This is a genomic window from Bacillus sp. FSL M8-0063 (assembly GCF_038005545.1).
In the GTDB taxonomy this organism is placed as follows: Bacteria; Bacillota; Bacilli; order Bacillales; family Bacillaceae_G; genus Bacillus_A; species Bacillus_A wiedmannii.
In genome coordinates this window covers 1,562,486-1,577,925 of the sequence record NZ_JBBOTJ010000001.1, presented here as the reverse complement: position 1 = coordinate 1,577,925, position 15,440 = coordinate 1,562,486, and the positions used below count along the sequence as shown (strand labels likewise).

General features: G+C 34.0%; 14 protein-coding genes and 1 other annotated feature. Of the genes, 1 reads left to right on the top strand and 13 read right to left on the bottom strand.

Going from position 1 to position 15,440, the window contains the following annotated elements; translation table 11 throughout:
* Positions 1 to 84: 84 nt before the first annotated feature.
* From MKX31_RS07940 to MKX31_RS07880, 13 genes are all read right to left on the bottom strand, one after another.
* Positions 85 to 765: an MgtC/SapB family protein gene (locus MKX31_RS07940; protein ID WP_000119503.1), complete on the bottom strand. Its 681-nt coding sequence runs from the start codon at positions 763 to 765 to the stop codon at positions 85 to 87.
* 159 nt (positions 766 to 924) lie between these two features.
* Positions 925 to 1,581, bottom strand: coding sequence for a YkyA family protein (locus MKX31_RS07935; protein WP_064474229.1), 657 nt, complete (start codon positions 1,579 to 1,581; stop codon positions 925 to 927).
* A gap of 14 nt (positions 1,582 to 1,595) precedes the next feature.
* Complete coding sequence (locus tag MKX31_RS07930; protein WP_064474230.1) at positions 1,596 to 2,417, bottom strand: peptidoglycan-N-acetylglucosamine deacetylase; 822 nt, start codon at positions 2,415 to 2,417, stop codon at positions 1,596 to 1,598.
* A 101-nt stretch (positions 2,418 to 2,518) separates the two neighbouring features.
* Positions 2,519 to 3,880 carry a sensor histidine kinase gene (locus MKX31_RS07925; RefSeq protein ID WP_064474231.1) on the bottom strand — a complete coding sequence of 454 codons (1,362 nt, stop codon included), beginning with the start codon at positions 3,878 to 3,880 and terminating at the stop codon, positions 2,519 to 2,521.
* Entirely contained in the window at positions 3,877 to 4,566 is a 690-nt protein-coding gene (locus MKX31_RS07920; RefSeq protein ID WP_064474232.1) for a response regulator transcription factor, read from the bottom strand. Before MKX31_RS07920 ends, MKX31_RS07925 begins: the two co-directional genes overlap by 4 nt.
* A 13-nt stretch (positions 4,567 to 4,579) precedes the next feature.
* On the bottom strand, positions 4,580 to 5,827 hold the full coding sequence (locus MKX31_RS07915) for a hypothetical protein (RefSeq protein WP_064474233.1): 1,248 nt from the start codon (positions 5,825 to 5,827) through the stop codon (positions 4,580 to 4,582).
* Positions 5,828 to 5,991: 164 nt separating this feature from the next.
* On the bottom strand, positions 5,992 to 6,993 hold the full coding sequence (locus MKX31_RS07910; RefSeq protein WP_340980511.1) for an LCP family protein: 1,002 nt from the start codon (positions 6,991 to 6,993) through the stop codon (positions 5,992 to 5,994).
* A 283-nt stretch (positions 6,994 to 7,276) separates the two neighbouring features.
* Positions 7,277 to 9,583 (bottom strand): glycoside hydrolase, encoded by a 2,307-nt coding sequence (locus tag MKX31_RS07905; protein ID WP_149173264.1) that lies wholly within the window; start codon positions 9,581 to 9,583, stop codon positions 7,277 to 7,279.
* 213 nt (positions 9,584 to 9,796) lie between these two features.
* Entirely contained in the window at positions 9,797 to 10,006 is a 210-nt protein-coding gene (locus MKX31_RS07900) for a DUF6366 family protein (RefSeq protein WP_064474235.1), read from the bottom strand.
* Between the two features lie 112 nt (positions 10,007 to 10,118).
* Positions 10,119 to 11,012 (bottom strand): homoserine kinase, encoded by an 894-nt coding sequence (gene thrB / locus MKX31_RS07895; RefSeq protein ID WP_048559639.1) that lies wholly within the window; start codon positions 11,010 to 11,012, stop codon positions 10,119 to 10,121.
* A complete protein-coding gene (thrC, locus tag MKX31_RS07890; protein WP_098096288.1) occupies positions 11,009 to 12,067 on the bottom strand; it encodes a threonine synthase in 1,059 nt (352 codons plus the stop codon). The genes thrB and thrC overlap by 4 nt, the downstream gene beginning before the upstream one ends.
* Positions 12,060 to 13,355: a homoserine dehydrogenase gene (locus MKX31_RS07885; RefSeq protein ID WP_064474237.1), complete on the bottom strand. Its 1,296-nt coding sequence runs from the start codon at positions 13,353 to 13,355 to the stop codon at positions 12,060 to 12,062. Before MKX31_RS07885 ends, thrC begins: the two co-directional genes overlap by 8 nt.
* Before the next feature lie 154 nt (positions 13,356 to 13,509).
* Positions 13,510 to 13,741: a binding site (T-box leader), on the bottom strand.
* A 234-nt stretch (positions 13,742 to 13,975) separates the two neighbouring features.
* Positions 13,976 to 14,614, bottom strand: coding sequence for a pyridoxamine 5'-phosphate oxidase family protein (locus MKX31_RS07880; RefSeq protein WP_064476338.1), 639 nt, complete (start codon positions 14,612 to 14,614; stop codon positions 13,976 to 13,978).
* Between the two features lie 81 nt (positions 14,615 to 14,695).
* Between MKX31_RS07880 and MKX31_RS07875 the strand changes: the two genes are divergently transcribed.
* Entirely contained in the window at positions 14,696 to 15,304 is a 609-nt protein-coding gene (locus MKX31_RS07875; protein ID WP_064476339.1) for an NUDIX hydrolase, read from the top strand.
* The last annotated feature ends 136 nt before the right edge of the window (positions 15,305 to 15,440 follow it).

Sequence of the window (15,440 nt, the reverse complement as noted above, 5' to 3'; positions counted from 1 at the left end):
CTTGTTATTCATCATTATATCAATTTTTTTCCTTAAAAATCCAAATAAAAAAGAGCGAATGCACTTCACTCTTTTTTATCATAATTATCTACTTTCCACTTCAACTGAAACAACACGATCAATCTCTTTCAGGGAACTATATAACTCTGTTGTATATAAATCTTCTGGAGCTAAAATAACCATTTCCAGTTGCTGAAATGCTCCACTATCTATATCTTTAATTTTTACGCGTTTCACATGCATACCTAAATTTTTAATTTGCTTAAATATACCATCTAACTCATGATGCTCTTTTACAGTAATTTTTATAGATAAATCTTTTTGTCTTAATGAATACGGACCTGCAATTTTCACAAGTTGTGGAAGTACGTTAATTGCTAAAATAATTAAAATCATAGCAACCGTCGCTTGTAAATAAAAGCCTGCCCCAATTGCTATACCTAAAGCTGAAGCAGCCCACACCATAGAAGCTGTCGTTAATCCAGAAATAACATCATTACTTCTTCGTAAAATAACACCTGCCCCAAGAAAACCAATCCCACTCACAATTTGAGCAGCTAGACGCATTGGATCCATATTTGTATGCCCTGGAACAGAATATACATGTACGGCTTCAATTGAAACCATCGTAATTAAACAACTTGCTACAGAAATAACCATACTTGTTTTCACACCAAGCGGTTTATTCTTTAGCTGCCTATCTATCCCGATGAATAATCCTAAAAAGAGTGCTAAACCTAATTTGAGTAAAAATTCATATGACATATTTCCATTCTCCTTACTTTACAATATTTCCCTTGGAATAATTCACTATAACTCTTTTATGATATCAATTCCAGTCTTTTCTATTCATTCAACGTAAAAAACCGAAAAAACATTTGTAACGATGTTTCTCCGGCTTTTTATTATGCTTAAGATTCTTCTTTATTTCTGATCTTTAATCTTAATCTCTGCATCTTTGTAGAATGCTAATTTACTGTCATTATACTCTTTTGTAAAATTGTTAAATTGCTCTTTTGATTTTTGTGCTTCCACAGTTAATTCATTAACAGCCTTAACTTTTTCACCAATCTCTTTTAATTTCGTTTCTTTTACTTTTAATTTTTCATACAGTTCTTTTTCAGTCGCTAACGCCTTCGTATAATTTTCATTCATCTTTTGGAATGCATCATAACGTTTTTTATACGACTCTTCTACCGCTTTCGCTTGTTTTTGTAACTTCTTATCTTCAAGCTTCTCTATATTTCCTTGAACAGATTTTGTTTCTTTCTGAGCTTTTTCTAGCATTTCTTTCTCATTTTTCAATACTTTTTCACGGTCATCTACATTTGCAGTAGCTTGCTCTATTTTCTTCATAACAGCGTCATTATGATCTTTACCTTCTTGTAAAATTTGAGAATATAGCTCTTGACCTTCATTCTCTAATTTCTCTAATTTCTTCGCTTCATCAACTAATGATTTTTCTTGTGTCGCTGCTGTTTCAAAAGCTGTGTATAGATTTTCTTCTGGTTTTTCACCGAAACAACCTGTTAATAGTCCTACTGATAGTGCTCCAACTACTGCTACTTTTCCATACTTCAACGTTCATTCCTCCATTACATACGGTTATCATGCCAAAGATTCACTGGAAAGTGACTCTCTTCATGATAAGCTTCAAACTCATAACCCTTTTCTTTTAACCCTTTTAAAATTGCTGGCACAGCAGCAACTGATTGTGGGTGAATGTCATGCATTAAAATAACTTCCTGTGGTTTTGTTGCATTTGTTAATACGTTTTGAGCAATTTGTGCTGCCGCTGCATCAACTTGCATTTTGTTATATTTCCAATCTAATGAATCAATTGTCCAATCCCATACTTTAAAACCGCCCTCTACCACTTTATTTCGAAGACCTTCATTTAATCCAGGCTTCGAACCGTATGGTGGACGTGTTAATTTAGGTGATTTTCCAATAATATTTGCGATTAAGCTTTGATTTTCTTTCATTTCATTTACATACTCGCCATTTTTATATAACTTCGCAAAATTATGTGTCATACTATGCATACCTACATAATGACCCTCTGCATTTTCACGTTTCACTAAATCCGGAAATTCTTTTACATTCGCTCCAATTAAAAAGAACGTCGCCTTCGCATCATGCTGTTTTAACATATTTAACAATTCAGCCGTATATTTCCCTGGGCCATCATCAAATGTAAGATAAGCAACTTTTCTTTCTTTTCCATTAAAACGACTTGGTGCCGTTTTATTCATTTCTACTTTCGGTTGTTCACTTGCAAGCTGTACTACGTTTTCTTGTTTTGCAACAGCCTTTGCTGGTGAAGTAATGGATTGAAACATGAAATACCCAATAGCTACTGCTGCAATCGCTATTAAAACGACTACTACTCGTTTAATTTTAAAAGCTTTTTCCATTCTATCGAATTCCTCTCCCTATTAATCTTATATATAAATCACCCAATATAATTATACATCTATTTATTTTATTACACTATATAAACAGACCTATATATGTATTATAGTGGGAGTTTTATCAAAATGGTTGTTCCTATTCCTTCTTTACTTATAAAATTAAGTGTGCCTCCATGAAGCTCTATCATTTTTTTAACGATGGCTAAACCGAGACCTGCACCTGTAGCATTGTTATTAATCTGGTAAAATGACTGTTCTATATACGGTAAATGCTCTTTAGCAATTCCAATCCCTTCGTCTTTCACCTTGATCACTGCTTGTCCTTCATTTTTAGTCGCTTCAATATGAATTGTACCTTTTTCATGTGAATATTTAATAGCATTTTGAACGATATTCAAGAAAATTTGCTTTAGCCTATTTCGATCTCCCATCAATTCAATTCTTTCTATCGTATTAATAAATTGAATTTGTTTCTCTTCAGCGTTAGGAGTTAATTGCCAAATCGTCTCCTCTAGTATATCGTACATTTGTACATTTTGTTTATATAAATTAAAATGATTTGATTGTAATCTTGAAAAATCTAGCAATTCTTCTACTAAATGAATCAATCGGTCTGTCTCACCTGAAATAATTCCCATGCCTTGCTTTATCTCTTCTTCTGTTAAATGATCTACCGTTTTTAACGTCTCACTCCAACCTTTAATTCCAGTTAAAGGCGTTCGTATTTCATGAGAAATAGAAGCAATGAATTCATTTTTCATCTGTTCCGCTTTTTCTATTTTATTAGACATATGATTTAAACTATATGCTAACTCACCTAATTCACCTGGATAATCTTCTTTAATTTTCTTCTTTAATGTACCTTCTGCAATTTGTGAAGAAGCATGAATAATAGATTCGATAGGTTTAACAAACGAATTCGCTAATCGTCTACTGATTAAGAATACGATACCAGAAATGACAATTCCAACTGAAATAGTAAACATAATAATTTCAATAATCTTTGCATTTACACTCGTTAAAACAGTCGTATATTTCAAAACACCTATCGTTTGTCCTTGATGAATAAGTGGACTAATCACTTCTAATTGTTTCACATTTTCTTTCGTAGCAGTCACTTGATGATACATTTCTCCTTCTAGTAACGAATACGGAATAACTACTTTACCTTCTACCTTTTGTCCACTTGACGATTGTATAATCGTACCATGTCGATCAATTAATTGTAATTCAGTTCCTTCTAACTGAAAGCTCTCAATTATATCCCCGCTGTATTCTTGCAAACGAATAAAGTATAGGGAATTGTATTCAGAGAAAAATCGTGTACTTGTCTTCGCATGAGATTCTATATATTGCGCAATACCATTATAATAATATCGATAAATGGAGACTGAAAATACGACTTCAAATAATACAAGCATAAGTATAATGACCGTCATAAAATATAAAGTCACTTTTCTTTTCATCTTATACTTTCCTTCCACACATATCCTTTTCCCCACACAGTAAGAATAAATTCAGGTTCTGATGGATTACATTCTATCTTTTGGCGTAACCGCCTCATATTTACATCTACTACTTTCGTCTCACCTACATAATTCGTTCCCCAAATCATATTTAAAATTTCATCACGTGAAACCGGCTTTGAAGCCTGATTCATCAAATACTGTAATATCATATACTCTGTAGGGGTTAAATCAACTAACTGTCCACTTTTATATAATCTTTCTTCTATAACATTTAACGAAAACGGGCCAGATATGATCGTATTCGCTTTTTCATCATGTACTTCTATTCTTCTTAGTAACGATTGTATACGTGCAGTTAGTTCCACTGGACTAAACGGCTTTGCGATATAATCATCTGCACCAATTCCTAGTCCTTGTACTTTATCTTCATTTTGTACGCGTGCGCTTAACATAATAATACCTATTTTCTTATTTTCTTCCCGGATGGATTTACAAACTTGAAAACCATCAATTCCTGGTAACATTACATCAAGTAATGCTACATCAACAGTATGTTCACATAAAATCTGTAACGCCTCTTCTCCCGTACTAGCTTCTAACACATAAAATCCAGCACGTTTCAAATTCAAGACGATAAAACTACGAATAGGCATTTCATCTTCTAAAACTAAAATTGTTGGCATAATTTCCACCTCCCTACTCTTGTTGATAATCCGCTAGCGGTTTTACATATGCTTTCACTTTTTCAAAATGTGATTGTTTCGGTACAGCATATACGTGAGAAGCTGTTTTAACTGTTGCTTCGTATCCTTTTATTTTGAACCATTCTTTCCGCTTAAATATATGGACTTCAAGCCATAGTTCATTTGTACTTGTCTCCAAAAACTTTTGAGAATTTGATTCCTTTTGCTCATCTGGTATCGTAATTTTTCCAATTAACTCTTCAGGAATTTTCACATAATATCCTTTTTCTATATCGATATATCTTTCTTCAATTGGTTTAATTCCAGATTCACTCCACTGTATGTAACGTTCAAAAAGCGGACTATCACCATGTGATTTATCTTCCCAACCTTGCGGACGCACTGTACGAACAAATTCAATAATGCCGTCTTCATTAACATCTTTACTTTCTACAACATATTCATTGAACAAATCTTCTTTCCCATCTATAGGCAATACCTCATAATGACCCTTATCAAATTTTGCTACATATGTTATCCCTGAATGAGCGCCAACACCTGCGTCAATTACAATCGCCTTTAGTGATTCAGAAATGCGGCCCATTTGTATTCTTTGAATGCTATTTATAAATGGATCGAATGATGCTTCAGATAAAGTTTTAAATTGTTCCATAAACTCAACTGTCAACTTCTCATCTTTTTCATACGTAACAAGGCTTATATCTTTCAGTCCATTTTTATTTAAATCCTCTATGAATAACTTCGTATAACTTCGATTATATATTTCCTTCATATCTTCATTTTCTTCCGAAAAAACATACATAACATGTTCTAACGATTCACGACTTACAGAAATTCCGATTAATAACTCTCGCTTCCCGTTCCCTGTAAAATCACCGACTTCAACGATATCTACATCTCCACCATCAAATCTATGCGTGGACTTTACTTTCCAGCCATTTCCAACTTCTTCATAGACAGCTAAATATACGCTATGATCTTCATTCGGTAATTTATAAAATAAGATGGCTTCTTTCTTATTATCTTGTTTAAAATCCATTGACCAAATCATCTGTTTATCTTTATTAGACATTGGAGTAAGCAATCGATAATTAACAGGCAAATCTTTATCTATTTGCTCTTTTAGTTCATTAATCCATTTTTCATTGGCGGGAGCACTCATTAAACTTGTTGGAGCTTCAGACATTTTACATCCAGTCAACATAAAAATGATTCCCATAATGCCTATCCATTTCTGCATATGATATCTTTCCTTATTACAGATTTTCATTATTTCTCTTTACTTTTTGCTTCTCCAATATTCTCATACATATGAGTATAATTTTTCTAAAATAAAAAATCGTTACAGAAAAGTTACAAATCCATTCCGATAAAAAAAGATTGGCGAAAGCCAATCTTTTTTTATTATTCATTTCGAACTGGTTTTGGCGTTACACCTAAATGCTCATTTAATTTTTTCGAAATATCTTTTACATTTTTTTCGTTTGGAATGTAATAATAAATACCTCCGATACGTTTATCCGTACCTTCTATTTGCATTTTTTCCATTTCCAAATTAGATCCTGCCATATTTTTTGTAATTGCAAGCATATCATCGAAAGTTAAGTTCGTTTTCATATTTTTATCAACCGCATCAAGTAAAGAGCTCATTTTGCTAATTGATTGCACAGACATCGCTTTTTTTGCAATTGCTTCTATTACAAGTTGTTGTCTTTGTCCACGCATTGCGTCACTATCAATTTTACGCGTTCTTGCAAGTGCAAGTGCTTGTTCTCCATTTAAATGTTGGAAGCCTTTTTCTAAATGAATCATACCCGCTTGGTCTTTACTATCTTGCTCTGTGAAAGTAACAGGTACATCAATATCAATACCACCAAGTGAATCGACAATTTGTACGAATGATTCAAAGTTAAACTTCACATAATAATCAACAGGAACATTTAAAAATCTTTCCACTGTATCTCGTGTACTTTCAACACCACCAAATACGTGTGCGTGTGTAATTTTATCTAATTTCTTTCTAGATGGGATATATACACGTGAATCACGCGGAATACTTACTAATTTAACTGATTTATCATCTTTATTAATTGTTGCTAATAAAAGTGCATCTGTGCGAACAGCTTCACCATATTGACTTTTTCGCATTTCACTACCATCTACACCCATGATTAAAATTGAAATGTTATCCTTTAAAGGTTCAACTTCTTTATCACGCTTCGATGACTTATCAATTTGTGCATACGCATCACTTACAACAGCTTTTGCTTTATTATATATTAATGATCCATATCCTACTCCTCCAAAAATAAGTAGGAAAAATGGAATTAAAATGAACCATTTTATTGACCTTCTTTTAGAACGTTTTTTATTACTTCTCGTATTTTGTTCTAATTCAGAGCTCATCTTCATTCGCCTCTCTTTCTCTTTCCCTAGTATAATGTATGTCTAGTATTCTTCATATTGAATTTCCTTTCAAACACCTTACATTTTTGTAAGGTTACATGATGAATCCAATATGTATTCCATTTCACATTATACTCTCGTGCTTATTTTTGGCAAGTCACTATTTTCCAACTTCAAATATTTAACACTTCGCAACATCCGAAATTACAGATTTATAAATTTATCCGTTTCGAATCCTTCAATTTTCACCTAAAAAATCAGCAATGCAACAATACATTGCATTTTATTTTTTCTCGAACGGTGTATACATTGTTTTCTTCCCATGATTATAAATGAAAGCGGATTTTGCTTTTAGTTTCACCTTATCTATTTCTATCTCTTCATTTGAGAAATTCACAATAATTTTAATATCTTTTCCATATGAGGCAGATTGGACTAATTTATCTTCTGACAAATATGCAAAGTTCGTCATTTCTTCTTTTACTGCCTTTTCATGAACTTCATTCCAAACTTTTAGATGCTGCGTAATTTCTTGTTTATGTTTATTCCACTCTACTTCATCTAAATGGTACAACGGAGGCACATTATACAATAACTCATATAACATTCGGTTTCCTACCTCATCTTTTACTTTCAAACTTCCCCATTCCCAGTGGTGCGTTGTAATTACAGAATCGTTGTATACTAATTTATATAACGGTACCGAATATACTGGATTTAAATGTACTTGTTTATATTCTTCTTTTAACGGTACTTGTTTTGCATATTTTTCTGGAACATTTTGATTCGGCGACCAATATCCGCCCACATAATACGGACTTGTTTTATTTTTCCTCATATCTTCATCGTCCCATTTAATAACAGGCGTTTCAATGCCGTGAGCAAATGCAATCGTGCTACTTGCAAAGTCATTTCCGCCTTCTGAGCCAACTACCATACCTTTTTCTTGCGCAATATAATCCATTCGTTGCAACCTTGCTTTTAAATCTTGTTCTTGTGTCGTTATATGTTTGGCCGAATAATCATCATAAATTTCACCTGTTGCATCACAATCAATAAACCATGAATTATATTTAGGTCCATTTTGTAATATCTCGTTCATTCGCTCTTTTACACTATTAAGAGATAAAGTTGGATTTAATTTTCGCCCTCTACCTAAAAATCCTTGCACTTTTTCTCCATTTTTCTTCGTCACAGTTGCCTCTTCATATAGCGATGAATCCTGAAAAGAAGCTGTATTCCAATTTTTATCAGCTTTTTCGTGAATAGAATGATAAGAATCATACGGACCAACTAAATATCCTATTTTCTTAGCTTCTGTCACGAAATCAGGCTGCATATACCCTTGTTCCCAGTTCGGTAGCCCAATCCATGCATTGTCTATTCCTGATTCTTTCATTTCCTTTATAATATCCGTTCCATCTGCCTTACCCCATTTACTTACTTCTTCAACCGCATCACCGAGCGCCGACTTTAATACATGCTTATTTAAGTTATATAACTCCATCTTCGATAAGTGATCTACCCCTTTGTTTAATAACTCACTAGCCTTCTGATCAACATTTTGGAAAATATCCTTTTTATACAATTCCTTCATTGATAATACTTCATTTACATAACGCAAAATAACATTTTTTTGGTACTTATCAATGAAATCTTGTTTACTTACTTGCTCAAACACACTCAGTTCTCCAGGCTCCGAACTATTCTTTTGAATAAGCCCTTTTATATGACTAAACACAGGACTATTTATTTGTTCTCTTATCTTCGGCCAATTTATGTTACTGTCAGACAAACCATTTTGATTCCAAAAATAAAAATGAGCCGCACCATAAAGTTTTTCAATCTCTTTATTTTTTCTAGCTTTTTCTTGTAATGTTTTAAATTCACCTTTTTGAGCAATATTATCCTTATACAGTTTAGCAATACTGACTGCATCATTATTTGTCACATATAATTGAAATCCATATGCTTTATTTTTATTTATACGCGGGAATTCATGTATAAAATCAAATCCTATTTTCGGATCGGAATGAAATTTCAATTCATTATTAAACATATTGTTCGCAATATATACAATGGAATATTTCGAACCATTTAACGCAAAAAACTTCATAGAAAATGATTCAGCAAATGAATATGCATCATCCTTTAAAAACTTCTTCCAATTTTCATCATTACTCGGAATTTGCTTTCCTTCCCATAACGGAAGTGTATAATTTTCAGCTTGTACTTTCGGCCATGTAAAACTTTCTGCACCAGTCGATTCCACTTCAATATTTAAGTGATCTTTTTTCTTTTCTAGATTCACTTTTACTTTTTGATCTGGATATTCCCAAGATGTGCGACCCTTGTCTTTTTTTACATTCGACACCTTCATTTTCGGTAACGGCTGTGATGCCTGTTCCTTTACACCATCATGTTCTACAGTTAACGTGAAAGTCTCTGGATTTACATCGTAAGTGAACTCTTTATAGGTCGCTTTCTTTACCTTAGACTCTTGTACAGTATTGCTACCTTTTACATCACACCCGACTAAAGTCGAAAATGGCATCGTTGTAAGAAGACATATTGCTATCATTTTTTTCATCTTCTGCACCTCCACCACTGAATATACAGGAGCTTTGTTACAGGAATGTGGCAAAAAAATAGAACCAGCATAATGCTAGCTCTATTTTGAGTATTATAAATAAATGTGTATGAACAACTATAATCTGCTTAAAGTATATGTAGTACAATAACCGTGTTTTTTCATCTCCACTAAATATAAAAGCAAATAATTCGAAGCTTTAACATGCATTTCTTAACTAAAAAAATAAGTGTATATAATATACCCTAAAACTAGCACTAAAATTACTAGCGCTGTACCTTTCCAATTCATACCACCCGCCATATCAACTGGACTACCTGTTTCAGCTCTGTTGAGTCCATCATGTAAAGAACCGGTAGGATTATTTTTCAATTCACTTTGCCTTACACGTTCTCTTTTTTCTTCTGGTGACTCTTTATTCATATAATCACCTCCAAATTAATACACGCTTTACTAAATTATACATTATTACTTTTCTTATATATGCCAACTGAAAAGATATTTACAACAAAAAAAGCTAGCAATGCTAGCTTTTTTATAGTTCTATATGTTCTTCTTTATTTACAGTAATTCCTCTATGATCGATTTCTAGCTCACACACTTTCATAGACGTAAATACTCTCGCTAACTGTTCAGCAATTTCTTGACGTTTATCATATGGCGTTAATATAAAAATAGATGGACCTGCACCACTAAGCGCTGTGCCGTATGCGCCAAACTCTTTTGCACATTTACGAATTGAGGGTAATAGCGGTACGAGTTCTAAACGATACGGCTCGTGAAAATGATCTCTTTCCATCATTTCCCCTACAACTTCCCACTTCTTTTGACAAAACGCAGCTACTAATACGTTGCTGATTGCACTAGCCTTAACTGCTTCATGAAAAGGAAACACATCTGGTAATACAGATCGGCTTTCCTCTGTATTTAACTCTTCATTTGGAATAAGAGAAATTACACCTAATTCCTTACTTTCAATTCTTACAACCGAAACATTCTTTCCATCAAGTGCTCCGATTACAGTTCCTCCTAATATAGAAGCCGCAACATTATCTGGATGCCCTTCAAAATTTGTTGCAATTTGAACTTTTTGATCAGTCGTTAAGTTCAAATTACCAAGTTGATTCGCAAGCTCTATCCCTGCTACAATTGCTGATGCACTACTTCCTAGACCTCTTGTAAGCGGGATATTACCAGTAACTTCTATTATTTGAGGTGATAAAGAAGGACATACTTTACATGCCGTGCTAACGATTAAATTTTTATCGTCTGTCGGAATTGATTCTTCAAAGGAATGGATTACTTGCCATCTATCAGCTTTTTCTTTTACCACCACATCTAAATATAATGACAAAGCTATTCCTACTGAATCAAATCCTGGTCCAACATTCGCTGTACTAGCAGGAACACGAATACTTAATGGTATCACGACATAATCACCCCTTTAATATGCTCTTTAATTTGTTCTATATTATTTGAAACACTTGCAATGTCTAATGTATTAGAAGAAATTGCGATATCAGGATCTTTCAAGCCGTTTCCAGTTAAAATTGCAACAACTGTCTCTCCTTTTTTGATTTTTCCAGATTGAACATGTTTAATTACACCTGCTAATGAAGCATTTGATCCCGGCTCAGCGAAAACCCCTTCCGTTTTTGCTAATAATCTATACGCATGTAAAATTTCTTCATCTGATACCATATCTATTTCACCGTGAGACTGTTCAGCAGCCTCTACTGCATATGACCAACTTGCGGGGTTACCGATACGAATCGCTGTTGCAATTGTTTCAGGTTCTTCAATGACATGTCCTTTTACAATAGCAGCTGCTCCCTCCGCTTCAAATCCGTGAATTCTTGGCTTCTTATAGCCTTTTTCTTTCTCATATTCACAGAAACCTTTCCAGTACGCTGTAATATTCCCAGCATTCCCAACAGGAATCGCTAAAACATCTGGTGCACTTTGCAACTGGTCACAAATTTCAAATGCTGCTGTCTTTTGCCCTTCAATTCGATAAGGATTCACTGAGTTTACTAATGTAATCGGCTCTTCCGCAGCAATATTTCTTACAGCCTTAAGTGCATCATCAAAATTTCCTTCTATTGAAATGATTTCAGCTCCGTAAGCGACTGCTTGCGCTAATTTTCCATGTGCAATCTTTCCTTCCGGGATTACGATTATACATTTCATTCCAAGGCGTGCCGCGTATGCTGCGGCCGATGCTGATGTATTACCTGTTGATGCACAAATGATTGCCTCTGAACCCTCTTCTTTCGCCTTCGCGACTGCCATTACCATACCACGATCTTTAAAAGAACCTGTCGGATTCGCTCCTTCGTACTTACCGTATAACTGAATCCCTAATTGTTTTGATATATTTAATAGCGGAATAAGAGGTGTATTTCCTTCCATTAAGCTAACATCAGGTGTATTTTCATTCACCGGTAAATAAGAAGCATACTGTTTTAATAATCCTTTATACATATTGTTTTTCCTCCTCAATAATGTAATAACTGTTTATTTCACTTGCGACATCTTCTATCGCTCCTAGTACTCGTTGAAATTGATACTTTGAAGTTTGATGTGTCACAACAACGACTTCTGCAAGTTCGCGATTTAAAGGTAATTGAATCACTTCTTTTAAACTTACAGAATAATTAACGAAACATTCTGTTATTTTTTGCAACATCCCAGGTTCATCTCGTAATGAAATACGTAAGAAATATTTCGAAACGACTTCTTCATCCCCTTGTAACTCATATGGCTCTGGTTCTTTTAACGCACTTTTACTTTTCGGAACTTGATTCATATTTTTAACGATTGAAATAATATCACTTACTACAGCAGAACCAGTTGGTAACTTCCCAGCTCCAGGCCCGTAAAACATTACTTCTCCTACTGCTTGACCGTGAACATATACTGCATTAAATTCATTATTTACATTCGATAATGGATGATGACTTGGTAAAAGAGTCGGTTCTACACTTAAATGAATGGCTGACCCTTGTTTCTCTGCTTTACCAATTAATTTCATAGTAAATCCTAACTTTTCAGCCATTTGTAAATCTTCTTTTTCGACCTTTCGAATCCCTCTTACTTGCACATCATCTAAAGAAACATTCATCGAAAAACCTAAGTTTGCAAGAATGGCTACCTTTCTCGCCGCATCTAACCCATCTACATCCGCTGTTGGATCCGATTCTGCGAAACCTAATTTTTGCGCTTCCTGTAAAGCCTCTTCATACGACCATCCCTTTTGACTCATCTTTGTTAACATGTAATTTGTTGTTCCATTTACAATTCCCATTATTTTTTCAATTTGATCTGAAGCTAATCCGTCTGTTAATCCTCTTAACACCGGAATACCGCCCGCTACACTTGCTTCATAACATAGATCACAATCATTTTCGTTCGCTAATTGAAGAAGTTCTGCACCGTATACAGCCATTAAATCTTTATTTGCTGTCACGACATGTTTCTTATTTCGTAAAGCCTTAACAATATGTTGCTTTGCTTCTTCAATTCCGCCCATTACCTCTACTACAATATCAATATTTGAATCATTTAGAACTTCATCAACATGACTTGTTACTACGATCCCATCAATGCAAACATCACGTTCTTTTTCTAAGTCACGTACAACGACTGTCTTTACCTTCACTTCATACCCTGTATCAAGTGCAATTTTTTTATAATGTTCTTTCAAAATATGGACAACACCACTTCCGACCGTACCTAAGCCTAACACTCCAATATTAATAACGTTATTCATCTTCTAATCTCCTCCTACAATTTTATTTTTTATCTCTATCAATCACCTTGCTCTGTTTTTTAATCATGCAGGTGGTGGTTATTTCCGTACGTACAAATCGTTTCATGTTACAGCACCTCCTTTCAAAGTAATAAAAAAACACACTCATCCCTAGGAAAGGGACGAATGTGTTTTCGTGGTTCCACCCTTGTTCCAATCCAGACTTATTTCCTTCTAGATTGCTCAAGTTCAGATAACGGCTGATTCCGTCAATAATTACTAGATTACTCGTTCACTATTGAAGTTCAAAGGTGGTAAAATCATTTCTCGTGTTAGGAAGCTCACACCCTTGACTTCCCTCTCTGTAAACCGTAAAAATGATTTCATGTCCTTATCGTTACTTTTCGTTCATGTCTATTTGTTAACTTATTATAGTTATCAACTTTTTAAAAAGCAAGCCTATTTTTACTAACTATTTTCAAGATACTATTTTATTATATTTCACAATAACATTATGCAACTACCTCTCGATTTACCTATTTCGTTATTTCTCCAGTTTGTAAATCAACAGTTCATATATAAATATTCCATTCCAAAACGATTAGAAATCCGCCTTTAAAAATATATTACTAAAGTTTTTTTCAATACAATCTTTTCGTATAACTTTCTTCTAAAGAACGTGCAATATCTTCTTCTGAAGCATTCACTTTCGCATGCTCCAACAACATTTTTGCTGCTAAAGGTAACTCTTTTTTATTTAGCCATGACTCTGAATCCCACATCTTAGAACGAATAAAAGCTTTTGCGCAATGAATATAGCATTCCTCTATTTCAACAACAATTCCAAGTAACGGATTGCGTCCATTTGCCTGCATTTCTTGCAAAATTTCTTCATCGTTTGTAATGAATGCTCGGCCGTTTATTCGGAGTGTCTCCCCAAGACCAGGGATCAAAAAGAGTAACCCTACGTGCGGATTTGAAATAATATTCAAAATGGAGTCTATACGACGGTTGCCTGGTCTTTCTGGAATGATAATTTTATTATTATTTAATACGTATACAAATCCAGGTGCGTCTCCTCTCGGCGAAGCATCACACTCTCCTAATTTATTTGCAGTAGATAATACTAGAAAAGGAGATTTAGACAGAAAATCTATGCAATGATGGTCTAATGATGAAATAACTTTTTTCAAAGCTCGCTCACTTGGTCGCCCCAATATTTTTCGTAACTCTTCCTCTGTTGAAATAATCGATTTTATTTCCTTATTCTCTATCCCCACTTATACCCACCCCTTTTTCTTTATTTTCCCAAAATTCAATACAAATATTGTATAATATAATTGGCAGAAAGGGGAATTTAAATGACAGAGTGGTTAACAATATTTGATACTGAAAATAATATACTTGGGAAGAAATTACGTGATGAAGTGCATCGCGACGGTGATTGGCACGAAACATTTCATTGTTGGTTTGTAGAAAAAGATGCTGAAGATATGTTTTTATATTTCCAATTACGCTCTAAAAATAAAAAAGAAGCTCCGGGTATATGGGATATTACTTCAGCTGGACATATTATGCATAATGAAGATGTACAAATTGGCGGTCTTCGTGAAATTGAAGAAGAACTAGGGCTTTTCTTTCAAACTACCGATTTAGCATACAAAGGAATCTTTAAAATAGATTATGAAATTTCAAATCTTACTGATCGTGAATTTTGTCATATGTATTTTCATAATGTCATCAATACACTTCCATTTGCACCAGGTGAAGAAGTAGACGATGTGATGAAAATACATGCAACTCCTTTTCTACAACTATTAAAAAGAGAGATTTCATCTTTTACGGCTATTTCTGTTTTAAGCAATACACCGATAACGATAACATTTGAAGATATTTATCCGTATGATCTTGCATACTATGAATTCGTTGTAGAACAAGGAAAAGAATTACTAAAAAATAATAGTTTATAAATAAAATAGGACTCCCATTTTAAAGTACTTGGGACTCCTATTCTTTATCCTGCTATTTGCGTGCAATAAGAATCCCACCTCAAATTTCTGTAAATGCAATGAGTGAGTTTGAAGTCGGGCGCCCGTACGAGTGGGC